This window comes from Nocardioides sp. NPDC000445, from assembly GCF_040300245.1.
GTDB lineage: Bacteria > Actinomycetota > Actinomycetes > Propionibacteriales > Nocardioidaceae > Nocardioides.
The window spans coordinates 115526-140349 of sequence record NZ_JBEPDH010000005.1 but is presented as its reverse complement, the minus strand read 5'-3'; the positions used below and the strand labels follow the sequence as shown (position 1 = coordinate 140349).

Annotated in this window: 16 protein-coding genes; 8 read left to right on the top strand and 8 right to left on the bottom strand. The window is 69.8% G+C overall.

All coding sequences use genetic code 11. The features are described 5' to 3' along the window. Positions 1-29: 29 nt before the first annotated feature. Complete coding sequence (locus tag ABT304_RS08600) at positions 30-872, bottom strand: alpha/beta fold hydrolase (RefSeq protein WP_350714438.1); 843 nt, start codon at positions 870-872, stop codon at positions 30-32. Between the two features lie 117 nt (positions 873-989). Between ABT304_RS08600 and ABT304_RS08595 the strand changes: the two genes are divergently transcribed. Then, complete coding sequence (locus tag ABT304_RS08595) at positions 990-1574, top strand: TetR/AcrR family transcriptional regulator (protein WP_350714437.1); 585 nt, start codon at positions 990-992, stop codon at positions 1572-1574. A gap of 36 nt (positions 1575-1610) precedes the next feature. On the opposite strand, the gene ABT304_RS08590 is transcribed toward ABT304_RS08595, so the two are convergent. The 4 genes from ABT304_RS08590 to ABT304_RS08575 form a co-directional block, all read right to left on the bottom strand. Beyond that, positions 1611-3365 (bottom strand): glycoside hydrolase family 35 protein, encoded by a 1755-nt coding sequence (locus ABT304_RS08590; protein WP_350714435.1) that lies wholly within the window; start codon positions 3363-3365, stop codon positions 1611-1613. Positions 3366-3437: 72 nt separating this feature from the next. Next, positions 3438-4775 (bottom strand): ABC transporter substrate-binding protein, encoded by a 1338-nt coding sequence (locus ABT304_RS08585; RefSeq protein ID WP_350714433.1) that lies wholly within the window; start codon positions 4773-4775, stop codon positions 3438-3440. Between the two features lie 15 nt (positions 4776-4790). Next, entirely contained in the window at positions 4791-5651 is an 861-nt protein-coding gene (locus ABT304_RS08580) for a carbohydrate ABC transporter permease (protein ID WP_350714431.1), read from the bottom strand. An 8-nt stretch (positions 5652-5659) separates the two neighbouring features. Continuing rightward, positions 5660-6607 (bottom strand): carbohydrate ABC transporter permease, encoded by a 948-nt coding sequence (locus ABT304_RS08575; RefSeq protein ID WP_350714430.1) that lies wholly within the window; start codon positions 6605-6607, stop codon positions 5660-5662. A gap of 110 nt (positions 6608-6717) precedes the next feature. Between ABT304_RS08575 and ABT304_RS08570 the strand changes: the two genes are divergently transcribed. The 5 genes from ABT304_RS08570 (at position 6718) to ABT304_RS08550 (ending at position 14241) form a co-directional block, all read left to right on the top strand. Next, positions 6718-7758: a LacI family DNA-binding transcriptional regulator gene (locus ABT304_RS08570; RefSeq protein WP_350714428.1), complete on the top strand. Its 1041-nt coding sequence runs from the start codon at positions 6718-6720 to the stop codon at positions 7756-7758. Next, entirely contained in the window at positions 7755-9824 is a 2070-nt protein-coding gene (locus ABT304_RS08565; RefSeq protein WP_350714427.1) for a beta-galactosidase, read from the top strand. Before ABT304_RS08570 ends, ABT304_RS08565 begins: the two co-directional genes overlap by 4 nt. After that, positions 9821-11968 carry an alpha-galactosidase gene (locus ABT304_RS08560; protein WP_350714425.1) on the top strand — a complete coding sequence of 716 codons (2148 nt, stop codon included), beginning with the start codon at positions 9821-9823 and terminating at the stop codon, positions 11966-11968. The genes ABT304_RS08565 and ABT304_RS08560 overlap by 4 nt, the downstream gene beginning before the upstream one ends. 164 nt (positions 11969-12132) lie before the next feature. After that, positions 12133-12951 carry a substrate-binding periplasmic protein gene (locus ABT304_RS08555; RefSeq protein WP_350714423.1) on the top strand — a complete coding sequence of 273 codons (819 nt, stop codon included), beginning with the start codon at positions 12133-12135 and terminating at the stop codon, positions 12949-12951. A 93-nt stretch (positions 12952-13044) separates the two neighbouring features. Beyond that, positions 13045-14241, top strand: coding sequence for a cation:proton antiporter domain-containing protein (locus ABT304_RS08550; protein WP_350714421.1), 1197 nt, complete (start codon positions 13045-13047; stop codon positions 14239-14241). Here the strand turns inward: ABT304_RS08550 and ABT304_RS08545 are convergent. Further along, positions 14238-16478, bottom strand: a complete 2241-nt coding sequence (locus ABT304_RS08545) for a winged helix-turn-helix domain-containing protein (protein WP_350714419.1) — start codon at positions 16476-16478, stop codon at positions 14238-14240. The genes ABT304_RS08550 and ABT304_RS08545 overlap by 4 nt on opposite strands. A 229-nt stretch (positions 16479-16707) precedes the next feature. Between ABT304_RS08545 and ABT304_RS08540 the strand changes: the two genes are divergently transcribed. Continuing rightward, positions 16708-17145 (top strand): DUF7144 family membrane protein, encoded by a 438-nt coding sequence (locus ABT304_RS08540; RefSeq protein WP_350714418.1) that lies wholly within the window; start codon positions 16708-16710, stop codon positions 17143-17145. Between the two features lie 140 nt (positions 17146-17285). Next, on the top strand, positions 17286-18575 hold the full coding sequence (locus ABT304_RS08535; RefSeq protein WP_350714416.1) for a hypothetical protein: 1290 nt from the start codon (positions 17286-17288) through the stop codon (positions 18573-18575). Positions 18576-18597: 22 nt separating this feature from the next. On the opposite strand, the gene ABT304_RS08530 is transcribed toward ABT304_RS08535, so the two are convergent. Both ABT304_RS08530 and ABT304_RS08525 read right to left on the bottom strand, forming a co-directional pair. Next, positions 18598-24117, bottom strand: coding sequence for an ATP-binding protein (locus tag ABT304_RS08530; protein WP_350714414.1), 5520 nt, complete (start codon positions 24115-24117; stop codon positions 18598-18600). Positions 24118-24224: 107 nt separating this feature from the next. Continuing rightward, positions 24225-24677 (bottom strand): agglutinin cell wall attachment protein, encoded by a 453-nt coding sequence (locus tag ABT304_RS08525; RefSeq protein ID WP_350714413.1) that lies wholly within the window; start codon positions 24675-24677, stop codon positions 24225-24227. Between the last annotated feature and the right edge of the window lie 147 nt (positions 24678-24824).

Sequence of the window (24824 nt, the reverse complement as noted above, 5' to 3'; positions counted from 1 at the left end):
GAATCCGGACGGAGGCGGAAAGAGAGGTCTCATGCCTTCACGAAACCCAGGAGTGCCTCATTGACCTCGGCGGCGTGGGTCCACAGCAGACCGTGGGGAGCGCCTTCGATCTCGACGTACTCAGCCTCGGGGAGCGCCTCGTGGAAGGGCCGCCCGGTGGCGTCGATGGGCAGGATGTTGTCGCTGGTCCCGTGCAGGATCAGGACCGGCTTGCCGGCGGCGCGCACGGCGACGACATCCTCCCGGAAGTCCTCGATCCAGGTCGGCACCACCGAGTAGGAAGCCACCGGCGCGCTGCGGGTGGCGGTGTTCCAGCTGGCCGTGACCGCCTCCTGGCTGATCCGTGAGCCCAGCGTCTCGTCGAGGTTGTAGAAGTCGCTGAAGAACTGCGTGTACCAGGCGTACCGGTCATCGCGGGCTGCCTTGGCGATGCCGTCGAAGACGGACTGAGGCACTCCGGTCGGGTTGTCATCGGCCGCCAGGAGGAACGGCTCCAGGGAGGCGAGGAACGCCAGCTTCGCGACACGCTCGTGACCGTGGTTGCTCACGTAGCGCGCCAGCTCGCCGGTGCCCATGGAGAAGCCGACCAGAATGACGTCGCGCAGGTCCAAGGTCTCGAGGAGTGCGTTCAGATCTGCCGCGAAGGTGTCGTAGTCATAGCCGGTGCCGACCTTGCTCGACTGCCCGAACCCGCGCCGGTCGTAGGTGATGACGCGGTAGCCGGCGGCGATCAGCTCGCGCGACTGGAGCTCCCAGCTGTTGCCGTCCAGCGGGTAGCCGTGGATGAGGACGACCGGCTGCCCGGTGCCGTGGTCCTCGTAGTAGATCTCGGTGGTGGTGCTGTTCTCAGTGCCCACGTTGATGTAGCCCATGATCCTCTTCCTTTGGTTTCTCACCCAGAGAACGCTCGTTCTCCGCGTTGTTTGCTAGCATAGAGAATGATCGTTCTCCGCGCAAGTGCCGCGGATCCGGACAGAGGAAGAGGGCAGATGATCGACGATACGAGCGCACGGGAGCAGGTCGTCCGAGCCGCGGACGAGCTGTTCTACGCACGGGGCGTGCACGCGGTCGGCATGGACGCGGTCCGGACTGCGGCAGGCGTATCGCTGAAACGGATCTACGCACTGTTCGCCTCCAAGGACGACCTGATCGTCGCCGTCCTACGGCATCGCACCCAGGTCTGGGATGCCGGCCTCGCGTCAGCCACCGAGCGCGCCACGACGGCGCGCGAGCGGATACTCGCGATCTTCGACTTCCTCGACTCCTGGTTCCGGCAGCCCGACTTCCGTGGCTGTGCCTTCATCAACACCAACGGAGAGCTGGGCGGCAGCTCGGAGGCCGTGGCTGATGCCGTACGCGAGCAGAAGGCCGCGTTCCAGGCGTACGTCGCCCGCCTGGTCGAGGAGCTGGGAGGTCCGCCCGCCCTCGCGCCGCAGCTCGCGATCCTGGCCGAGGGTGCCCAGACCACAGCTGCCATCGCAGGTACGCCCGACGCCGCACAACATGCGCGCGCCGCCGCCGAGACACTGCTCGATGCGGCGGCACGCCTGCACACCGTGGGCGGTTCGCGGTGAGGAGATGCCGCAGGTGATCCCGCAGCACCGACTGCCTCAGTCTTCGAGTGGCCCCAGGGAGGGCCCGGCGACGAACCGGGCCGTCGGCTCGGCGAACACGTCCAGCTCCAGTACGACCAGCTCGTTGCGGCCGGGCCGCAGCACCGGGCCCGGCACGAAGAGGGTGCGTTGCGGCCCGCGCCGCCAGTAGCGGCCCAGGCAGAAGCCGTTGACCCAGGCGATGCCCTTGCCCCAGGCGGTGGTGTCGAGGAAGAGGTCGACGTCGGGCTCGGCCGAGAAGGGTGCGCGCCACGCGGTGGGCCCGACGCCGGAGCCACGGTCTTCGGGTGAGTCGGTCTCCCACAGGCGCGGCACCCGGTCGAGGTCGACGGCCAGGACCTCCCAGCCCGTGAGCGGCACCCCGTCGAGCAGGGCCGGCCCGACCAGGCCCTTCTGCTCACCGATCCGGGCGCCGTAGTTGACCCGGCCCTGATCCTCGACGACCAGCTCCAGTACGCCGCGCCCGCGCGGCAGCGCGATCGCCCGCTCGTGGTGCTCCCGCTCGAGGATGCCGACCGGAGCGCCGTCGAGGAGGACCGCGGCGCGGTCACGGACCTCGCCGAGGGTGAGGACGCCCGGGCCGTCGCCCGGCAGCCCGGTCCGGTAGACGGCCAGACGCGTGTCCGTCTCCAGCTCGTCCAGCATCGGCAGCGACTCCCATGTGCTCCAGGAGCCCCACGCAGCCGGGTCGTCGAGCAGCCGGACCGGCTCACCCAACGTCACCGTCTGCTCGGGGGCGGGACCGGCGGTGCCGGGCGTCTCGGTCGGCACCGGGGCGTAGCGGGCGATGACGTCACGGAACGCGAAGTACTTCGCGGTCGGGTTTCCGGCCTCGTCCAGGGGAGCGTCGTAGTCGTACGAGGTCACCGTCGGCCGGTAGATCCCCTTGTCGTTGGCCCCGCTGGTCAGGCCGAAGTTCGTGCCGCCGTGGAACATGTAGACGTTGACCGAGGCTCCTGCGGCGAGAAGGGCATCGAGCTCCTCGGCGGCCTGCTCGACGGCGGTGGTGTGGTGGCGGCCTCCCCAGTGGTCGAACCACCCGTCCCAGAACTCCATGCACATCAGCGGCCCGGTCGGCTGGTGGCCGCGGAGGGTGCGCAAGCGGTTCGCGCTGTCCGAGCCGAAGGAGCTGGTACGCAGCACCCCGTCGACTCCGCCGGCGGCGAGCATGGCATCGACGGGCTGGTCCACCGTGACGAGCGGCACCGTGATGCCGGCGCCACGGGTCATCTCCACGAGTGCCTGCAGGTAGCTCTGGTCGTCGCCGTACGCGCCGTACTCGTTCTCCACCTGGACCAGCAGCACTGGTCCGCCCTGGTCGACCTGGTGCGGGTGCACGAGTGCCAGGACCTGGTGGAGGTACTTCTCGACCTCGTCGAGGAAGCGCGGCTCGTGGCGGCGGATCCCGACGCCCGGCTCCCGGAACAGCCAGGGCGGCAGCCCGCCGTTGTCCCACTCCGCGCAGATGAACGGCCCCGGACGCACGATCGCGTACAGGCCGGCCTCCCCCACCAGGCGCAGGAACCTCGGCAGGTCGAGGATGCCGTCCGTGTCGAAGACCCCCGAGCGGGGGCTGTGGGCGTTCCACGGCACGTACGTCTCGATGGTGTTGAGGCCCATCAGCCTGGCCTTCTCGATCCGGTCCGCCCAGTGATCGGGGTGGACCCGGAAGTAGTGCAGCGCGCCGGAGAGGATCCGGAACGGCTCACCGTCGAGGAGGAAGTCGGTCTCGCCGATCGTGAACTCGGGCATGCCTACCTCTCGCGAGGGACCGACGGCCGCCGCTCCGCGATGTGCGGCGGCCGTCTGTCCGTCAGTCATGGGTCAGTTGACGCTGAAGCCCTGCTCGTCGCCGTACTTCACGAGCGCTTCCTGCCAGGCCCCCAAGCCCTCATCGAGGGCGGTGTGGGTCTGGTAGGACTTGCCGACGGTGTCGCCGTAGATCGTGTCCGCGTACAGCTGGTAGGGCAGGTACTGCCAGCCCTCGGCCACCTGGGTGGCCGCTTCGGTGAGCACCTGGTTGACCTGCTGGCCGCCGAAGTAGTCGCTCTTCTTGTCGACGAACGCGGGGTCCTGCAGGTCGGCGACCGTCGCCGGGAAGCCACCACTCTCCAAGAACGGCTCGACACCCTCGTCGTGGTTGAGCCAGCGCACGAACGCCGCGGCCAGCGCGGGGTTCTTGCTCTGCTCCAGCACGGACTGGGTGCTGCCGCCGTTCTCGGCGGTCACCGGCTTCCCGTCGTACGTCGGCATCGGTGCGACCCGCCACTTGCCCGCACCGTCGGGCACGGACTGCTCGAACACGCCAGGCGCCCAGGCACCGAGGCCGATGGACGCGATGGTCCCGTCGCCCAGCGCCTTGTACCACTCCTCGGTCCAGCCGGGGATGGTGCAGACCAGCTCGTCCTCGACGAGCTGGTTCCACACGCCCGTCCACTTCCGCGTGCCCTCGTCCTGCAGATCGATCGTGACGTTCTCGCCGTCGGCCTGGAACGGCGTGCCACCGGCCTGCCAGATCATGCTGGTGGTGAAGCCGGCGTCACCGCTGTCGTTGGTGATGCACTGCGACGGGTCCTCCTTCTTGATCGTCCGGGCTGCCTCGACGTACTCGTCCCAGGTGGTCGGCACCTCGAGCTTGTGCTCGTCGAAGACCTGCTGGTTGTAGAAGAGCGCCATCGGGCCGGAGTCCTGCGGCAGCCCGTAGAGGCCCTCGCCGGCCTGCACCGAGGCCCAGGTCGAGGGCGTGTAGTCCGACTCGAACTCGTCGAAGCCGTACTGGTTCAGGTCGACCAGGTCGCCGGGCAGCGCGAACTGCGGCAGCGCCTTGTACTCGACCTGCGCCACGTCGGGGCCGCCGGAGCCGGCCTTGATCGCATTCTGCAGCTTCGTGTAGTGGTCGTTGCCGGTGCCGGCGTTGACCAGCTTCACGTCGACATTCGGGTACTGGTCCTCGAACGCCGCGACCTGGGCCTCGGCGGACGGGGTCCACGTCCAGTAGGTGATGGTGCCCCCTTCCTCGAGGGCGGCGTCGAGGTCCGCGGCCGTGCCGCCGCCTCCGCCGCCCCCGTCGTCCGAGCCGCAGCCGGCGAGCACGGAGGCGGCGGTGAGGGCTGCCGCGACGAGGGCGATCCGGCGGGATCTGCGCCCATTGATGATCAACATGGCGTTCCTTTCATTTCACTGTTTGACGCTTCCCGCGCTCAAGCCGGACTGCCAGAACCGCTGGAGGAGGAGGAAGGCGATGACGAGCGGGGCGATGGTCAGCAGAGAGCCGGTGACCACCAGGTTGTAGACGGGCTGCGCGTTCGCACCCGTCGCCTGAGCGCTCCACTGGGTGAGGCCCACGGTGAGCGGATAGAGCTTCGGCTCGCTCAGCATGATCAGTGGCAGGAAGTAGTTGTTCCACGTCGAGACGACGGCGAACAGCAGCACCGTGACGATGCCGGGAGCGAGCAGGCGAAGAGCGACCGTGAAGAAGATCCGAACCTCGCCGGCGCCGTCGATGCGCGCCGCCTCGAGCAGCTCATCCGGTACGGCGTCCGCGGCATAGACCCACATCAGGTACAGGCCGAACGGACTGATCAGCGAGGGGATGATGATCGCCCAGACCGTGTTGGTGAGTCCCATGTTCGAGAACATCAGGAACGTCGGTACGGCCAGCGCGGTGCCGGGCACGGCCACCGCGCCGATGATGACGGCGAAGACCGCCCGCCGTCCGGGGAAGCGGTACTTGGCCAGGCCGTAGCCGGCCGCGGTGGCCAGCAGGGTCGCGCCGCCGGCACCCACCACGACGTAGAGAAGGGTGTTCGCCAGCCAGCGCAGGAAGATGCCGTCGCGGTAGGTCAGCGTGTCCCGGACGTTGCTGAAGAACGCGAACTCGTCGCCGACCCACAGCCCCGGGCTCGAGAACAGATCAGCCTGCGTCTTGGTGGCACTCAGGATCAGCCACGCCAGCGGCACCAGCGTATAGACGAGGAACAGCGCCATCAGCGCGGTCAGCAGCGGCGACCGTCGCGGTGCCAGCGGCGACGTGCTCACCCGGCCCGTCACTTCATCGCCTCTCGTGAGCCGCGGAGCTGGACGGCGTACGCGATCACCGCGGTCAGCAGGCCCATCACGATCGCGACCGTCGCCGAGTAGTTGTACTGCTGCCCGCCGAAGGACAGGTTGTAGGCGTAGAGGTTCGGCGTGTAGTAGGTCGTGATGATGTTGGGTTCCAGCGTGCGCAGGATGTTCGGCTCGTTGAACAGCTGGAAGGTCCCGATGATCGAGAAGATCGTGGCGATCAGGATGGCCCCGCGCAGTGCCGGGATCTTGATCGAGAGCACGGTGCGCAGCGCCCCGGCGCCGTCGAGAGCGGCGGCCTCGTAGATCTCGCCGGGCACCGTGCGCAGGGCGGAGTAGAAGATCAGCATGTTGTAGCCCACGAACTCCCAGGTCACGATGTTGGCGATCGAGGCGAGCATCCAGTTGCTGCTGAGCGGCACGATCGAGGTGCCGAACAGTTCGTTGATGTCGGCGGCGAGACCGAAGTTGGTGCCGTACATGAAGCCCCACATCAGGACGGCCACGACGCCGGGAACGGCGTAGGGCAGGAAGATCACGAGCCGGAAGAAGCTCGTGGCGTAGAGCCGGGCGCTGTCGATGGCGAGCGCCGCCACCAGGGCGAGGCCGAGCATGATCGGCACCTGTACGACGAAGAACAGCAGGACCCGCAACGAGCCGTCCCAGAACTTGTCGTCGGTGAACACGTCGACGTAGTTGTCCAGGCCGACGAACTGCGTGGTGCCGAAGAACGCCTGCGCACGGAAGAGGCTGAGGTAGGCGGCATAGCCGATCGGCGCCAGGAAGGTCAGCGCGAAGACCGCCAGGAACGGGCCGACGAAGATCCAGCCCTTCGTGTCGCTGCGGGACCACCGGCGGCCGGGCACGGGCGGTCGCCCACCACCGCGGCTCTCCCGGATGCTCTCCAACTGAGTCACGCCCTGGGACACGGTCCACCTCCTTTCACCGCCGTTCCGATGGCGGCCTGTTAACGTCAACAGGTACAGTGACGCACGACACATGTTGACGTCAACAGGTTGGCGGAAGGATTATTCGGCCCATGGCGACAGACAGCACGGCCTCGGGGCCAGTGACACGGCGAGGGGCCTCTCAGGCCGACGTTGCCCGGATCGCTGGGGTATCGGGACAGACGGTCTCGCGGGTCGCGAACGGCGCCCGCTATGTCGACGCGGCCACCCGGGAGCGGGTGCTGTCCGCGATGCGCGAGGTCGGGTACCGGCCCAACCGGGCGGCCCGGGCGCTCCGCAGCGGACGGTTCCAGAGCATCGGCGTGATCGCGTTCGAGCTCTCCAGCGTCGGCACCACCCACACGCTCGACGCGATCGCGGCCGCCGCCACCCAGACCGGGTACGCCATCAACCTGCTGCCGGTGCTGGACGCCACCCAGGACGCCGTTCGAGCGGCGTTCGACCAGCTCGGCGAGCAGGCGGTGGACGGCATCATCATCCTGGTCGAGACGCACCGGCTCGACGGCGTCGCCGTACCGGACGGGCTGCCGGTGGTCGTGGTCGACTCCAGCGCGGAGTACGACTACCCGATCGTCGACAACGACCAGGCCCTCGGAGCACGGTTGGCCACCGAGCACCTGCTCGACCTCGGTCACGAGACTGTCTGGCACGTCGCCGGGCCTGAGCTGTCCTACTCCGCGCGGCGCCGCCGGACGTCGTGGCAGGAGACGCTCGAGGCCCACGGCCGAACGGTGCCGCCGGTGCTGCCGGGCGACTGGTCGACCGGAGCCGGCTACGAGGCCGGTCTCCGGCTGGCCGACAACGAGGAGGTGACCGCGGTGTTCACCGCGAACGACCAGATGGCCCTGGGACTCCTGAGAGCCCTGCACGAGCGCGGTCGCCGGGTCCCCGACGATGTCAGCGTCGTCGGCTTCGACGACATGGAGGAGGCGGCGTACTTCTGGCCGCCGCTGACCACCGTCCACCAGTCGTTCGACGAGGTCGGCCGGGGCGCGGTCGATGCCCTGATCCGGGAGATCCAGTCCGGCGAGCACGAGCACCAGGAGGCCCTGGTGCGGCCCCGGCTGGTGGTCCGGGCCAGCACCGCCGCGCCTCGCAGGACGACCGCATGAGCCGGCGCCAGCACCGGTGGGTGCGATGGCCCGAGTCGTTCGCGGTCGAGAACGCTCGCGGACCGCTCGGCTTCGGGGCCGACTACAACCCTGACCAGTGGGAACGGGAGGTGTGGGACGAGGACGTCCGGCTGATGCGTCAGGCCGGGGTGAACATCGTCTCCCTCGGGATCTTCTCCTGGGCCCGCCTGCAGCCGACGGCGGACACCTGGGACTTCGCGTGGCTCGACGAGGTGATGGACCTCCTGCACGCCCACGGCATCGCCGTCGACCTCGCCACCGCGACCGCCTCGCCGCCGCCCTGGTTGAGCACCGGGCACCCGGAGATCCTTCCGGTCACGCGCACCGGCGAGACCATGTGGCCGGGCGCGCGGCAGCACTGGCGGCCGACGTCACCGGTGTTCCGGCAGCACGCCCTCGCGGTCGTCGAGAAGATGGCGAGCCGGTACGCCCAGCACCCGGCGCTCGCCGCCTGGCACGTCTCCAACGAGCTCGGTTGCCACAACCTCTACGACTACTCCGACGACGCCGCGGCGGCGTTCCGCACCTGGCTGTCGCAGAGGTACGACGACCTCGACGGGCTCAACCGCGCCTGGGGCACCGCGTTCTGGTCGCAGCGCTACAGCGACTGGAGCCAGGTGCTGCCGCCGCGGCTGACGCCCACGATTCCCAACCCGACGCACCAGCTCGACTTCAAGAGATTCTCCTCCGACGCCCTCAAGGACTACCTGCGCGCCGAGCGGGAGGTCCTCGACCGGCTGACCCCCGACGTGCCGGTGACCACCAACTTCATGGTGATGGACCACTTCAACGGCATCGACTACGCCGACTGGGCGGCCGAGATCGACTTCGTCTCCAACGACCACTACGTGCTCGTGGACGACCGCGCCCGCGACGAGCTGTCGTTCTCGGCCAACCTGACCGGCGGCATCGCCGGCGGTGAGCCGTGGTTCCTGATGGAGCACTCGACCAGCGCGGTCAACTGGCGCGCGATCAACCCGCCCAAGGCGGACGGCGCGCTGGTGCGAGACTCGCTCACCCACGTGGCGCACGGTGCGGACGCCGTCTGCTTCTTCCAGTGGCGGCAGTCCGTGGCCGGCGCGGAGAAGTACCACTCGGCGATGCTGCCCCATGCCGGCGAGGACAGCGAGGTCTATCGGACGGTGGTCCGACTGGGCGGACACCTCGAGCGGCTCGCCCCCGTCGTCGGGGCTCGGCGCCAGCAGGCCCGGGCCGCGATCCTCTTCGACATCGAGTCGTCGTGGACCCTCGATCTGGAGGCCAACCCGAGCTCCTCGGTGAGCCATCGGGCGGAGGCGCTCGACTGGTACGTCGCGTTCCTCGCGCTCGGTGTCCGGGCCGATGTCCTGCCCGTCGGCGCGCCGCTCCACGGGTACGACGTGGTGGTGGCGCCGGTGCTGCACGTGATGCCGGCCGCGACGGCCGACCTGCTGAGGACGTTCGTCGACCGCGGCGGCCACCTGGTCACGACGTACTTCTCCGGTGTCGTGGACGAGAACAACCACGTGTGGCCGGGTGGCTACCCGGGTGCGCTGCGGGACCTGCTCGGCATCCGCATCGAGGAGTTCGGGCCGCTCCTGGACGGGAGCGAGGTCGTTCTCGACGACGGCAGTACCGGGACCCGGTGGACCGACCGGATCACCACGACGGATCCCGGCACACAGGTCCTCGCGTCGTACAAGACCGGCCTGCAGGCGGGGCGCCCGGCGGTGACCCGACGGGCCCTGGCTCACGGCTCGGCCACGTACGTCTCCACGCGGTTGGGTGCGGACGGTCTCGAGCCGCTGCTGGCCCGACTGCTCGAGGCCGCCGGGGTGGACAGCGAGCTGCCCCCGGGGCTTCGCGGCAGGGTGGAGCTCGCCATCCGCGCGGACGGCGAGAGGGAGTACTGGTTCCTGGTCAACCGGACCGACGACATCGTCGACCTCGGCGAGCTGGGCGAGCTGGGCGGCCTCGGCGAGCCGATGTTCTCCTCGGATGCCGATCGCGGCGTCGCCGAGCTGGCCGGCTCCGGGGTGGCCGTGTTCACCCGCACCGCCCGATGACCGACGAGCGCGCCCGCGGCGTGCACCTCCGGCGCGGCGACACCAGCCTGGTCGTCCGGCTGGACCCCACCGAGCTCCCCTGCGTCCTCCACTGGGGGCCGGATCTCGGCGAGACCGCGGTCGAGCACCTTCCCGACCTTCTCCGCTCGCTGGAGATGCCGAGCCTCGACGGGGCGATCTATCAGCACTCGTGGGCATCGGTGCTGCCGCAGCAGACCAGTGGCTGGGTGGGTCGTCCGGGTCTGCTGGGCAGCCGCGCCGGCCAGGCCTGGGCGCTCACCTTCGACTCGGTGGACCACACGGTCACCGAGTCGACCGACTGCACCCGGCTCACCAGCGTCGCGCTGGACGGGCCGGCCGGGGTGGAGGTGACCACCGAGATCGAGCTGTTCGGGAACGGTCTGATGCGCCTCCGCGCCAGCGTACGGAACCTCGAGGCGACGCCGTACGAGGTGACGCTGCTCGAGCCGGCTCTGCCGGTGCCGACCGAGGCCGACGAGCTCCTCGACATGGCGGGTCGGCACGCCCACGAGCGCACCCCGCAGCGCCACGCGTTCACCCAGGGACAGCACGTCCGCGAGGCCTGGGGAGGTCGTCCCGGCCACGACTCGGCCACCGTGCTGTGTGCCGGTCGGTCCGGGTTCGGCTTCCGTGCCGGTCGGGTCTGGGGTGTTCACCTCGGCTGGAGCGGCAACCAGGTGCTCTGCGCCGAGAACTCCTTCACGGGCTGGAAGCTGCTGCGCGGAGGCGAGCTGCTCATGCCCGGCGAGATGGTGCTGGGCCACGACGAGACCTATGCCTCGCCCTGGCTCTACGCCTCCTGGGGCGAGGGGCTCGATGCGTTCTCCGGCCGCTTCCACGAGCACCTGAGGGCGCGGGACGTGCACCCACGGCGCGCGCGACCCGTACTCCTCAACACCTGGGAGGCGGTCTACTTCGACATGGACATGCCGAAGCTCGTCGAGCTCGCCGAGCGTGCGGCCGACCTGGGCGTCGAGCGGTACGTCCTCGATGACGGCTGGTTCAAGGGCCGGCGCGACGCCACGACCTCCCTGGGTGACTGGGTCGTGGACGAGGACGTGTTCCCCGACGGGCTCACCCAGCTGGTGAAGACCGTGCACAGCCTGGGCATGGAGTTCGGGCTGTGGTTCGAGCCCGAGATGGTCAGCCTCGACTCCGACGTCGCCCGGGCGCATCCCGAGTGGATCCTCGGCACCCACGCCGGTCCCGGCATCAGCTCGCGCGACCAGCACGTCCTCGACCTCGCCAACCCGGACGCCTGGGACCACGTGTTCGGCCAGATCTCGGCGCTGGTGGACCGCTACCGCATCGCCTACATCAAGTGGGACCACAACCGTGCCCTGACCGGCGCGGGTCGCGGCCAGGACCGCCGCCCCGGCGTCCACCTGCAGACCCTGGCGACCTACCGCATGATGGACGCACTCCGTGCGCGGCACCCGGGGCTCGAGATCGAGGCCTGCTCCGGAGGTGGCGGGCGCCTCGACCTGGGAGTCCTCGAGCGGACCGACCGGGCCTGGGTCTCCGACTGCATCGACGCACACGAAGGGCACCGTCTGGTCCGGTGGACCGGGCTGACCCTCCCGCCCGAGCTGATGGGCACCCACGTGGGATCGAGCACCGACCACACCACCGGACGCCGGCACACCCTGCGCTTCCGTGCCGGCACCGCCATATGGGGACACCTCGGCATCGAGTGGGACCTCACCACCATGACCGACGAGGAGCGCGAGGAGCTCCGGGCCTGGATCGCGCTGCACAAGCGGTTCCGCGGTCTGCTCCACTCCGGCCGCGTCGTGCGGGCGGACACCGTGCCCGACGGCCTGCAGCTGGACGGCGTGGTCGCTCCTGACGGGCGCGAGGCGCTGTTCCGCCTCTCGGCGCTCGACCTCACCCTGGGCCAGCCGGCCGGCCGCGTTCGGTTCCCCGGCCTGTCCCCGGAGAAGGCGTACCGGGTGACGCCGGTGCCTCTGGCGGTGTCGCCCGTGGACCGCCCGCGACCCGCGTGGTACGCCGGCGGCGCGGTGATGAGCGGCCGGCTGCTCGACGAGGTCGGCGTGATCGCGCCTCTGTTGGAGGCCGACGACCTGGTCATCGTGCACCTGGTCGCGGAGGTGGCGTCGTGACCGTCATCACCGATGCCGGCCACGTCACCCGGGGTTCGTCCTCCGTTCGCGCCGTGTTGGTCTAGCCAGGCTCCACCTGACTTACGGGTCCGATTGGCTGACTCACGCCTTACCGCTCGGGCTGGCATGCCAGCCATCGCCAGCAACAGGACCCCCACACATAAATGAACCAGATCAAGTTGGTCGTCGCCGGTGCCGTGGCTCTTCTGGGCGCGATCGCCTTCAGCGGACACTTCTCGGACCGCACGCCATCCGCCAGCGGACAGGCGAGCGCCGCGGTCAGCAGCAGCAACACCCTTCGGATCGGTGTCGACAGCACCGAACCCGTCTACTACCAGAGCGGCGGCGAGACCAGGGGCTTCGACTACGAGATGGCCCGCAGCGTCGCCGAAGGCATGGGCGTCGAGCCCGAGTTCGTGGCGATGGACTTCAACGAGCTCTTCCCGGCCCTGCGAGCGGGAGAGATCGACATGATCGGGGCCCAGGTCACGAGCACCTCGGACCTCGAGCGGGAGTTCGACTTCAGCGCGCCGTACTTCTCGACGTACGTCGCCTTCCTCACCCCCGAGGGATCGACCATCCGGAAGCGCGGTGACGTCAACGGGAAGAGGATCGCGGTCGTCGACGGCGCCGTCCAAGGGTCCTACCTCGAAGAGAAGTACCACGACGTCGAGATCGTCAAGGCCCCCGACGTGGGCGCTGCCATCGGGTTGATCGAGCGAGGCGAAGCGGACGCGTTGTTCCATGGGGCTCCTTACGCTCAGTCGATCATCAAGAGCGCGCCCATCGCCCTGGAGGAGCCGATCGTTTACCCGGTCAAGGACGCCCCGATCGGATTCGTGATCCGCTCCGGCGACCGGCGCAAGGAACAGATCGACGAGGTCCTGAAGGACATGGTCCTCGACGGCGAGTGGATGCGGATCAAGACCGCCTACTTCGAGGCGGATCCGCTCGCCGATGTGTTCCGCGACAAGGGATCCTGAACCCATCACTCCTGGCGAACGGCGCACTTCCCCACCCGGTCCGTGATACACGGGAGTGATACACCCACGCTGAGCCGACCGGGAGGTCCGCCCATGGAAACCTCGGCGCTCGTAGCGGTTCTCGCGACGATCGTCGCGTGGTGCGTCCTCGCAGGTCGCCTCCAACAGCTGGGGCTCACCGCCCCCATCGTGTTCGTGGCGGGCGGCTGGGTGTTCGCGGACGTACTCGGCCTTCTCGAGCTCGAGGCCGAACCCGAGCTGGTCAAGGTCATCGCGGAGGTCACCCTCGTCTGGGTCCTCTTCGCGGATGCATCGCGGGTCCGGCTCGAGCAGTTCCGACGCGATCTGAGCACGTACGTCCGGCTGCTCGGTGTCGGTCTGCCGCTGACGATCACCTTCGGCACCGGAGCCGCGATGATCGTGCTCGGCTTCGACCCGTGGGCGGCGCTCCTGGTCGGCGCCGCGCTCGCGCCGACGGATGCTGCCCTCGGCGCACCCGTCATGTCGAACCCTCACGTGCCCGCGAAGGTGCGAAGCGTGCTAAACGTGGAGAGCGGGCTCAACGACGGAATCGTCACCCCGATCGTGCTGGTGGCGATCGCCGGTGTCGCGGTCGAGGAGGGGGTGCTCGGTGTCGAAAGCCCCGGCGGCGCCGTCGTGTCCCTGCTGATCGGCCTGCTCGCGGGCATCGTCGTCGGCAGCGTGGGCGGCGTGGTCACCAGGCGGGCACGCAAGCGGGGCTGGCTGTCCGAGGAGCTCGGCGGGCCGGCCGTGCTCGCACTGGCTCTGTTGGCGTACGCCGTAGCACTGCTCACGGACGGGAACGGGTTCGTCGCCGCCTTCGTGGGCGGCCTGGTCTTCGGCACCGTTGCCGGGCGCAGCGGCGAGAAGGAGGTCTACTTCGTCGACCAGTCCAGCGACATGGCCTCGATGATCAGCTGGCTGATCTTCGGCGCGCTGGCGATTCCGGTCGTCCAGGACTCGTGGAGCTGGACGATGCTGGGCTACGCCGTGCTCAGCCTCACCGTCGTTCGCATGCTGCCGGTCGTGCTGGCACTGCTCGGAGCGGGGCTCGACCGCTACAGCGTGGTGTTCGTCGGCTGGTTCGGCCCGCGCGGCCTGGCGTCGGTCATCTTCGCGTTGATCGCGCTGGAAGATCTCCATGTCGCGGGCGAGGATGTGGTGGCGGTCATCTCGCTCACGGTCCTGCTCAGCGTGATGGCACACGGGTTCAGCGCCGTACCCGCGGCCAACCGGTTCCCCGCGCAAGGACCGCCTGCGGACGGCTAGGAGCCGAGGAGCCCGATCGAGATGACCTGCCGGACCGCATCGCTGCGCGATGTGACGCCCAGCTTCCGGTAGATCGAGGCGACCTGCGAGCTGACGGTGTTGCGCGAGACGAACAGTCGCTCGCCGATCTCGGCGATGGTGAGGTGGGTCTGGAGGTAGGGCAGCAGGCGCAGCTCGGCCGGGCTCAGCGGCGGCCTGCCAGCGCTGGCACGTTCCGAGGAGTTGATCCTGGCGCGCAGCCTCGCGACCTGGTCGACCAGCACCCCGAGCTCCGGTCGGCGCTGCAGTACGTCGTCGATCTCGCGCAGCAGATGCCGGGCGGACGTCTGGTCCCCGCGTGCCCAGAACACCCTGGCCAGCTGGAGGCGACTGCGCACGGCCAGATGCGGCAGCACGTACGTGCAGGACGGACGCGCACGCATGGCCCGAGTCAGCTGCCGGTCGACCTCACCGAGATCCCCGTCGTGCAACCCGAGCCGGGCAGCGGCCGCGAACGCGAGGACGCTCATCGCGTAGTCGTACATCCGGTTCTTCTCGACGACGGCGAGGGCGGCGGCGACCCGCTCCGCCGCCTCGTCCCATCGTCCGCCTTCCATGGCCAACAGCGCGAGCTCGGCCTGAGCGTTGACGATGGTGTCGGTGTTGCCGAGCTCGGCTCCGGCGGTGGAGCTCTCGGCGAACAGGGCGGCGGCCCGTTCGACGTCCCCCAGGAGCAGCTGCGCCTCGGCGGCGTCGGCCAGGGCTGTGTCGCGCCACGGGCTCCACGGCGGTTCCTGGACCATGGCGAGGTCGGCATCACGCATCATCGCCGCAGGTCCTGCCGGGCACATGGCGGCCCGCAACATGGCGCGCGCCGACTCGAACGATGCGGTGCCGTCCATCGGCACCCAGTCGTACTCCGCAGCCTCTGCCACGGCAGCCCAGCGTTGCGCCCCGAGAGGGTCGCCGCCGAGCACGTCCATCCAGGCGGCCAGCACGGCCAACGGAGGGTGTTCCTCGATGGCCGAGTCACCGAGCACGGACAGCCACCGCCTTACGGTCGACATCTGCCCGGCGCTGTAGGTCGGCAGCACCAGCTGCGTCGCGATCTGGACGCTCCGATCCCGCTCGGGCGTGTTCAGCAGGTGCTCGAGGGCCATCGCCGAGGACTCGTTGGTCTCGAACCAGTCGGCGGCCCGCAGGTGCAGCTTCGCGACGACCTCGGGTTCGACCCGACGCAGCTCTCCGAGCAGGAACTCGCGATAGAGCGGGTGATAGCGGTACCACTCCCGCCGCCGGTCGAGCGGGAGCAGGAACGAGTTGGATCCCTCGAGCGCGAGAAGCCGGTTCTGACCGTCGGTGTCCCCCGACAGCGCATCGCACAGGGAGCCACAGAGCCGGTCGAGCACAGCGGTACGCCGCAGGAACCGTTGCGTCGCCTCGTCCTGGTGGCTCAGCGACTCCCGGTAGAGGTAGTCGGCCACGTACCGGTCGTCGCCGGAGATGCTCGACACGTCCTGTCTCGTGTCCCGAGCGATCATCGCCGCCAGGTGCAGGCCGGCCGCCCAACCCTCCGTCCGTTCGGTCACCACCATCGCCTGGTCACGCGTGAGCGGCACCTGTGCCGCGGTGAAGATCTGCTCGGCACCCGTCACGTCCAGCGCCAGGTCGGGTCCCAGCACGTCGAGGACGGCGCCAGAGGCGCGCAGCCGAGCCAGGTGGGGCTGCTCGACGCGGCTCGCCGACACCAGCTGGGAGCCGGCCGGTACACCTGAGATGACCACGCTCAGCACATCGTGACAGGCCGAGGAGTGCAGCTCATGCAGGTCATCCACCATCAGCACGAAGGGTTCCGGGCTTCGGCTGAGGGCGGCGGCCAGGTGCGGTGCGGAGCGCCCCAACGGCGAGACGCCCAGTCCTCTCACGTCGGCGACCACGCCCTGCTGAGACGGAACTGCCCGCGCGTACGCCGAGGCGAGCAGCACGAGCAGGGCGCCGGCGTCGTCGTCCAGGCGGTCGAGTGACACCCAACCGACCGGGCGGTCCTCGGCCTGTGCCCACTGCGCCAGGAGTGTGGACTTGCCGTAGCCGGCGGGCGCGGTGATCCCGACCGACGGCGCGCCGCTGTTCCGGGCCGCCTCGATCAGAGGGGCCCTGCTCACCAGGCTGAGCGGCAGCTCGGGAACCGAGAGCTTGACGTCCAGCAGAACGTCGTCGAGCCCAGCGGCCGTTCGCGCGGCTTCACCAGCGTCTTCCACGCTTCGCACGCTAGAGATCCGGGCAGCACGACGTCTCATCCCTGACGGATGAGTTGTGGGCAGAGCCGGCGCACTCTACGGCCACTGTCTCAGTCCTGACGCCCTCACGTTTCACACAATGAGAGTGATTCGCCCACGGGTCCGGGCGACCAGATTGAGATCGTCCGTTCACCTCACGACCCGACATCGAGTCCCTCGCGGTCGGCGGCAATCCAAGGAGCGTCCCGTCATGACCGAACAGACCCCATTGAACGATGAGACCACCTGGAAGGCGCAGGAACCGCCGCCCAGCACCTGGGCGACCGGCTTCATCCTGTTCGCCGGCGTGATGATGATCATGGCCGGCAGCTTCCAGGCCTTCTCCGGCCTCGTCGCCCTCTTCGAGAACGAGTTCTACGTCACGACTCCGAACTACCTGCTCCAGCTCGACGCCACCAGCTGGGGCTGGATCCACCTGCTGCTGGGACTGCTCGTGGTGTTCGCGGGCTTCGCTGTGCTCAACGGCATGGTCTGGGGTCGCGTCATCGGAGTCACGCTGGCCGTGCTGAGTGCCTGCGCCAACTTCGCGTTCATCCCCTACTCGCCGTTCTGGTCGACGCTGATCATCGCTGTCGACATCTTCGTCATCTGGGCGCTGACGGCGCACGGGCGCGACATCACCCGCTGACCTGGCCCTCGACCGGCTCGAGACGACCGGCCGGCGGGCCGCGGGTTCGCCCGCTCCGGGTGATGTCCCCGGACGGACCCGCCGGACAGCCTGGGAACCGGCCTCGTTCGAAGACGGGACCTGTCGAGAGGACCACCACCATGTCGAACGACTCGCCCACCACCCGCGAACTCCGAGAACCCACCGACGACCAGCTGGCCACCACCGCGGATCGACCCTCACGAGGCCGCTCGATCGCGGCGGTGATCTGCCTGGTGCTGGCCGGGTTGTTGACCACGCCGGCCGCGGTGGCCTACTGGGGGCAGCGCACCTTGAACGACGCCGAGCGGTACGTCGAGACCGTCGGCCCCCTCGTGGAGTCTCCCGAGGTGCAGGACGTGATCGCGACCCGGGTCACGGAGGCGATCCAGCAGCAGGTCGACGTCGAGGCGATCCTCAACACCGCTTTCGCCGGCGTGATCGCGGACAGACCGCGCTTGGAGCAGCTCGTGGCGCCTCTTGCCGCGGCCATCAACGGCCTGGTGGAGCGCGAGGTCCGCGCGTTCATCGCCTCCGACGAGTTCGCCGACATCTGGGTCCTGGCCAACACCAGGGCGCAGCAGACCCTCCAGCGGATCCTGAACGGCGACGACACCGGGGCCGTGTCGCTCCAGGGCGACCAGGTCGTGCTCGACGTCGACGAGGTCATCGAACGGGTCAAGGAGCGGCTCGTCGACCGGGGGCTGACCATCGTCGAGAACCTGCCCATCCCGGAGACCGACCGTCAGATCGTGCTGATGGACGCACCCCAGCTCCGGCAGGTACGCACGATCTACGCGTTCTCGAACCCGGTGGCCCAGTGGCTCCTGCCCGTGGTCGGGGTCCTGTTCCTGGCCGCCTTGGTGCTGGCCCGCCGCCGGCCTCGGATGGCGGTGTGGATCGGAGCGGTCATCGCCGCCAACGCCCTGCTCCTGGCATGGGTGCTGTCCATCGGGGAGCAGATGTTCGTCAATGCGCTCTCCGGCACCGATTTCGGGCCGGCGAGCAGGGTCTTCTTCGACACCCTGCTCACCTACCTCGACCGCGGCCAGCAGGTGGTGCTGTGGCTCGGTCTGGTGATCGTGCTCGCCGGCTGGTTCGCCGGTTCCAACAGGTACGGCACCACCGCACGTACGACCATCGGGGGTGGCCTCGAGAGCGTCGGCGCTCGCCTGGGAGACGGTCCGGTCGGCGGCGCGGGCAGCTGGGTCGCCGCCAACGTGACCTGGCTTCGGGTCGCCGTGGTGGCGTTGGGCGGCGTGGTCCTGCTCTGGGGCAACGACGTCACGATGGACCGGCTCTGGTGGTGCCTGGCCCTGGTGCTCGCCCTGCTGGTCGTTCTCCAGGTTCTGGTCGGAGCCGGCCGGCCCAGGGAGCCATCCGCCTCCCTGGGCTCCAGCCCGGCGACCTAGGACCTGTGGTGACCTCGGTCGGTCACCCGTTGCCCCACGCCCGCTCGATGACGTCGATCACCTTGGGCCGCAGGTCGCTGGCCGCGATGACCTCGTCGACCGAGCCGACCTCGACGGCGCGGTGAATGTCGTGCACGTCGTCGAACTCGGCCGCGACCTCGGCGATCTTGTCCGCCCGCAGCTGGGCGCGGAGCTCGGCCAGCTCGACGACGAGCTCGCCGCGCTCTCCGTCCTCGGCGTGGGCGATGCGCTCCTCGAGCGCGGCGACCCGAGGATCGGCCGCCGCCCGCTTGGAGACCTCCGCAGCGAACACGACGGCCGCCGCAGGAGCACCGCCGAGGACCGAGGCGTACGAACCCTCGATGGCGAGGACGGTCATCGACGGGTTCAGGTGCTTGGAGAACACCACGAACGCACCCCCGTGGTAGCGGGAGATGACGCAGAAGACGATCGGGCCCTGGAAGTTGACGACCGCGCGGCCGATCTCGGCGCCGTACTCGAGCTGCAGGTTGCGCATCGACTCCGGGGAGCCGTCGAAGCCGGACAGGTTGGCGAGCACCACCAGCGGCCGGTTGCCCGACGCCGCGTTGATCGCGCGCGCGACCTTCTTCGACGACCGCGGGAACAGGGTGCCCGCGGTGTAGGTGTCCGGACCGTCGGTGGGAGGGAAGCCGGCGCGCGGCACCGGCTTGGACTCGATGCCGACCAGGCTGACGGGGTAGCCGCCGATCCGGGTGTCTACGACCACGGCGGTGTCGGCATCGGCCATGCCGGCCCACCGCTCGAGCATCTCGTGGTCGGCGTCGGCCAAGGCCCGCATCACCGTGCGGATGTCGAAGGGTCGCTTGCGGTCGGGGTTGTGCTCGGCCGAGAAGATCTCGCCGACGCATGCGAAGTCACCCGCGTGGGGGAACGACGACACGTCGCGGTCGACCGGGTCGGAGGTCGGCGCGCGACGCGGCCCGGTCTCGCCGGGAACCACGTAGCTGTGCTCGTAGTGCGCCATGAGCACCCGGAAGGCACCGGCCAGGTCGGGCACCCAGTACTGCGCCTGCCCGTTCGGGCCCATCACCCGGTCGTAGCCGCCGATCCCGTGGTTGTCCTCGGCGGAGACACCGCCGGAGAAGTCGAGCGACTGCTTGCCGGTCAGCACCATCGCGCTGTCCGGGGTCATCACCAGGATGCCCTTGGTGTGCATCAGCATCGTCGCTTCGGCGTTCCAGTACGGCTGGGCACCGACGTTGATCCCGGCGACGACGATGTTGATCTCGCCGCCCTCCTGGGTGAACTGGACGATCCGGCGCAGCGCGGCCGCGACCCAGTCCATGTTCTCGGTGCCGCTCTCCATCGAGATCCGCGCACCGGCCGACACCGCGAACCACTCGACCGGGACCTTCATCCGCTCGGCGAGGTCGATGGCCGCGATCACCCGGGCACACTCGGGCTCCGAGAGCGCCCCGAGGGACTTGAGCGGGTCACCGCAGAGCACGACTCTGCTGATGCCCTCGGGGTAGAGAGGGCTCGGGGTGGTCACGACGGCGACGATGATGCCGGCGCTGTTGAGCCCGGGAGCACGATCGACGGGTACGAGTACGCCGTCGGCGTCGAGGTCGTGCTCGACGACCGTGCCGCTCCCGGCCAGGGCGCGCTGGAGCTCGTAGGGGTAGACGAGGCCGCGGCGTCGGGCGCGCAGCACCTTGGCGGCGTACTCGTCCATCGGGGCAAGCGGCTCGGTGGGCGGTTCGATGACGTCGGCCACGACGCCCGAGCCCGGCTTGGCGTGGAAGCGGATGGCCAGCGGGGTCGGGTCGCCGCCGTCCCGCCCGGCCACCCGGCCCTGCGCGAGCACCTCCTCGATCCCGGCGCCCTCGCTGAGCGGGGTGATCTTGCTCTGGAGCGCGGTGATCTGGTCGAGATCCGCCTCGACGACCGGCCACACCGTCACCCACACGTGGTTCACGTCGAGCTTGGTGCCCTCGCGGCCCCGGGCGGTGCGTACGCGGCGGATCGCCTCGAGGCAGTTCTCCACGGCACGCTCGACGTGCGGCAGCGCGATCACGCGGCCCTCGTCGTCGCGGACCACGGCGAGCTGGCGGGCCTGGGCGGCCGCGACGAGCCGGCGGTCGGCCGGGTTGGCCCGGGCGACGCACTCGTAGAGCAGCACATCGTCGGGCGCGGCGAGCCTGGTGACGTCGAACTCGCTGAGCCGCCACAGGTTGAGCCTGCGACCGACCATCGGGTGCATGCCCCGGACCAGGCTGTCCTCGACTAGCTCGGCGGTCGGGGTCTGCGGGGCGCCGTCTGCGTGGTGTCGGTAGGTGAAGTAGTCGATCGGCTGCGGCGCGGCATGGCACACCGCGACCGAGACGCGACGGGCGCGGCGGGCGAACTCGTGGCCGGCGAGCATCTTGGCGAGCTCGGCCGAGGCGAGGTCCGGATCGGTGGGCGCATCCGTCCAGCGCAGGTAGATCTCGACGACGTCATCGTGGTCGGAGCTCAGCGCCGAGGTGATGGCGACACCGAGCTCGCCGTCGGGGCTGGCGAGCTCGGTCACGTCGCCGATGGTGGACACCACCCGGGTCGCGCCCTTGTCGTCCGTGGCGTACTCGGCGTGCACGAGCGGGCGTCCGTCGCCATTGCCCGTGCCGATGACGGTCAGGTCGTGCAGGTGGTAGTCGCGGTAGTGGCGCCGGACCAGCACCTCCAACAGCGGCTCGCTCTCGGGGAGTCCCTCGATCAGCCGGTCGCGGAGGAAGCCGACCAGCGGCTCGGGGACGGCCGCCAGCGCGTCGACGCGGGCGGCCCGGTCGGGGGCGTTCGGGTCGGTGAGGGCGGCGACCTCGGCTGGCACACCCTCCAGCACCGCGCGGCGCTCGTCATCGACCAGCGGCTGGTCGAACCAGCCGAACCGTACGGAGCGGGCCAGGTCGCCGACCACGGCGAACCGGAGCTGCGTGGCGCGCACCATCCGCTCGAGCAGCGCGCGGACCGCGGCGGCGTCCTCCATCGCGGGCGGCGGGTCGCCGAGCCAGCGCTGCAGCACCCCGATCGCCACGTCGACGTCGGAGGGATGCTGCTGGGCGAGGAAGATGCGGAACACCGCGCGCTCGAGCTCCGGCGTACGTTCGAGGTCGGTGACGCCGTAGTGCGCGAGCACCCGAAGCAGCTTGTCGCGGAAGTGGTCCGGGAGCGCACCCCGGTCGGGGTCGAGGCTGCGCAGGTAGGTGTGGAAGTACTCCCGCGAGCTGTGCACGCGCAGCTCGGTGGACGGCTCGTCACCGGCCGGGCGGTTGCGGCTGAGCTCGGCGAAGTCGGCGAACAGGGCCAGCAGGTCCATCTCGACGCGCAGAGTCTCCGCGGGCTCGCGGGTGGAGCGAGAGGCCAGATGCGCGGCGAGCAGCGCCGGACGCTGATCGTCCTCGACGTCGTAGCCGAGCAGCAGGCTGCTCAGGTCGTCCAGGGCGCCGTTGCTGCGGCCGGGCTCGGTGGTGGGTTCGGGCAGATCGAGGTCGGCCAGGGTGGCGGTGGTCGCCTCGCCCTCGGCCTCGCCGGTCGGCTCCAGGCGCAGCAGCGGCGCCGCGGTCTCGACCTGGCTCCCGACCCGGACCAGCAGCTCCTTGACCCGGCCGGTGAACGGCGCGGTCAGCGCGGTCTCCATCTTCATCGACTCCAGCACCAGCACGGGGTGACCGGCTGCCACCTCGTCGCCGACGGCGAGCGGGGTGGAGACGACCAGCGCCGGCGCGGGGGCGCGGACCATACCGCCCTCGTCGCGGCTGACCCGGTGCATCACGTCGTCGACCTCGACCAGATGGACGGGGCCGTGGGTGGCGGTCACCAGCCGGTAGCGGTGGCCGTCGACCGTGAGCCGGCCGTGCACCTCGTCGATCCGGTCGAGGGTGGCGGTGAGGGTGCGCCGCTCGCCGCCGGCCGTGATGGTGACCTGGTAGCGGGCGGGTCCGGACTGCCGCACGGTCAGGGCGTACGTCGCCCCGCGCAGCTTGAGCTCGATGGTGCGGGCTGGGTCGTGCTGGATCTGGGGCCGGCCACCCTGGGCGGTCTGGAGCATGCGGGCGATCTCGCCGCGCTCGGCCTCGTCGTACCCCTCGATCGCGGCGGCGACGAGCGCGACGCCGGCGTGCCGGGCCGCTTGGAGCCGTCCCTCGCCGCGCACCCGGTCGATCCATCCGGTGTCGGCCCAGGCAGGCCGGCCGGTGGTGACCTCGGGCTGGTCGAGGAGGTCGAGGATGAAGCTCTTGTTGGTCGCGCCGCCGTCGATGATGACGGTGGTCTCCCCCATCGCCCGGCGCAGTCGTGCCAGCGCCTGCTCGCGGTCGGCGCCCCAGGCGATCACCTTGGCGATCATCGAGTCGAAGTCGGCCGGGATGGTGTCGCCCTCGGCCACGCCGGTGTCGACGCGGATGCCGGGGCCGGCGGGGAACTCGAGGCGGCTGATCCGGCCCGGAGCGGGCGCGAAGTCGCGGTCCGGGTCCTCGGCGTTGAGCCGGGCCTCGACCGCGTGGCCGCGCTCGAGCGGCCGGTCGCCGGTGAGCGGTACGCCGGAGGCGACCTGGATCTGCAGCGCGACCAGGTCGGTGCCGGTCACGGCCTCGGTGATGGGGTGCTCGACCTGGAGGCGGGTGTTGACCTCGAGGAAGGCGAACGTCTTCTCGCCCGGGTGGTAGAGGAACTCGACGGTGCCGGCTCCGGCGTAGCCCACCGCCGTGGCGAGCCGCTCGGCGGACGCCTTGAGCTCAGCGGACTGCTCCTCGGTCAGCAGCGGGGAGGACGACTCCTCGATGACCTTCTGGTTGCGCCGCTGCACGGAGCAGTCGCGTACGCCGATCGCCCAGGCGGTGCCCTGACCGTCGGCGATGACCTGGACCTCGACGTGGCGGGCGTCGGTGACCAGCTTCTCGAGGAAGACGACGCCGCTGCCGAAGGCCCGCTCCGCCTCGTCCCGGGTGCGCTGGTACGCCTCGGCGAGCTCGGCACCGGAGGTGACCTTCCGGATGCCGCGTCCGCCACCACCGGCGGTCGCCTTGAGCATGAGCGGGTAGCCGATCTCCTCGGCGCTCGAGAGCGCCTCCTCCAGCGTGTTCACGCCCCCGCGGCTCCAGGGAGCGACCGGGACGCCGACCTCCTCGGCGATCAGCTTCGAGCCGATCTTGTCGCCCAGCTTCCGCATGGCCTCGGCGCTGGGGCCGATGAAGGTGACGCCCAGCCGGTCGCACAGCTCGGCGAAGGCGGGGTCCTCGGCCACGAAACCCCAGCCGACCCAGGCGGCGTCGGCCCGGGAGGCGACGAGCGCCTGCTCGAGGACGGCGAGATCGAGGTACGGGCGATCCGCGGCGGCGCCGAGCAAGTAGGCCTCGTCGGCCTCGCGTACGAACGCCGACCCGGCGTCGACGTCGGTGTGCAGCGCGATGGTGCGGATCGTCCCAACGGATGTATCCCGCGCGTTGAGGTCGCGGACGGCATGGATCAGACGCATCGCGGCTTCACCGCGGTTGACGATGGCAATTCGAGAGACCTGTGGCACGGTGCAGACCCTTTCATCTGCCGCCACTCCTGTGACCGCTCAACTCCGACAGGCTTCGCCGGGATTCCTTGTGGGTCCTTCCCAAGCGAGACGGTCGACCGGCGTCCCTACAGCGTGCGGCGGGCGCCGTTGACCTTCTGCCGCAGCCAGGTGGGGATGCGATCCTCGTCACGTGGGAAGGTCTCGAGGTCGAGGGCGTACAGCCCTGGGTGCGCAGGCCAGCGCCAGACGGGTTCGTCGTCGTAGTTGAACGCGACGCTCGTCGTGGGCGTCTCGCCGCCCTCGCACGCGATGGTCCAGCGCGCGGAGAACCAGGCCCCCTTGCCGGGCTCGTACATCACCCGCCGGAGCTCATCGGTCAGGGCGAGGATCGTGTCGGGTGGCCGGGCGTGCGCGAAGCTGCCGTCCGGGCGATGGACGTCGATGCGGCCGGTGAAGAACATGGACAGGTTGCGGTGGTTGAAGACCAACGTGGACCAGTCGCCCTCTACCTCGTCAGCGAGGTGGAGGGCGATCTCGTCGATGAGCTGTTCCTGTCTGACCACAGGAGGAACGGTCATGCCCATCAACCTACTACCGCTGTCGACACCATTTCGAAACTCCGTTTCGCAGAGCAGGAACGGATGTGTTGTTTCTGACACGCGACGGAACCGTGAGTTCCTCGTGACGCGGTGAACACGGAGCGCCGTCCACGGCTAGGTTGGGCA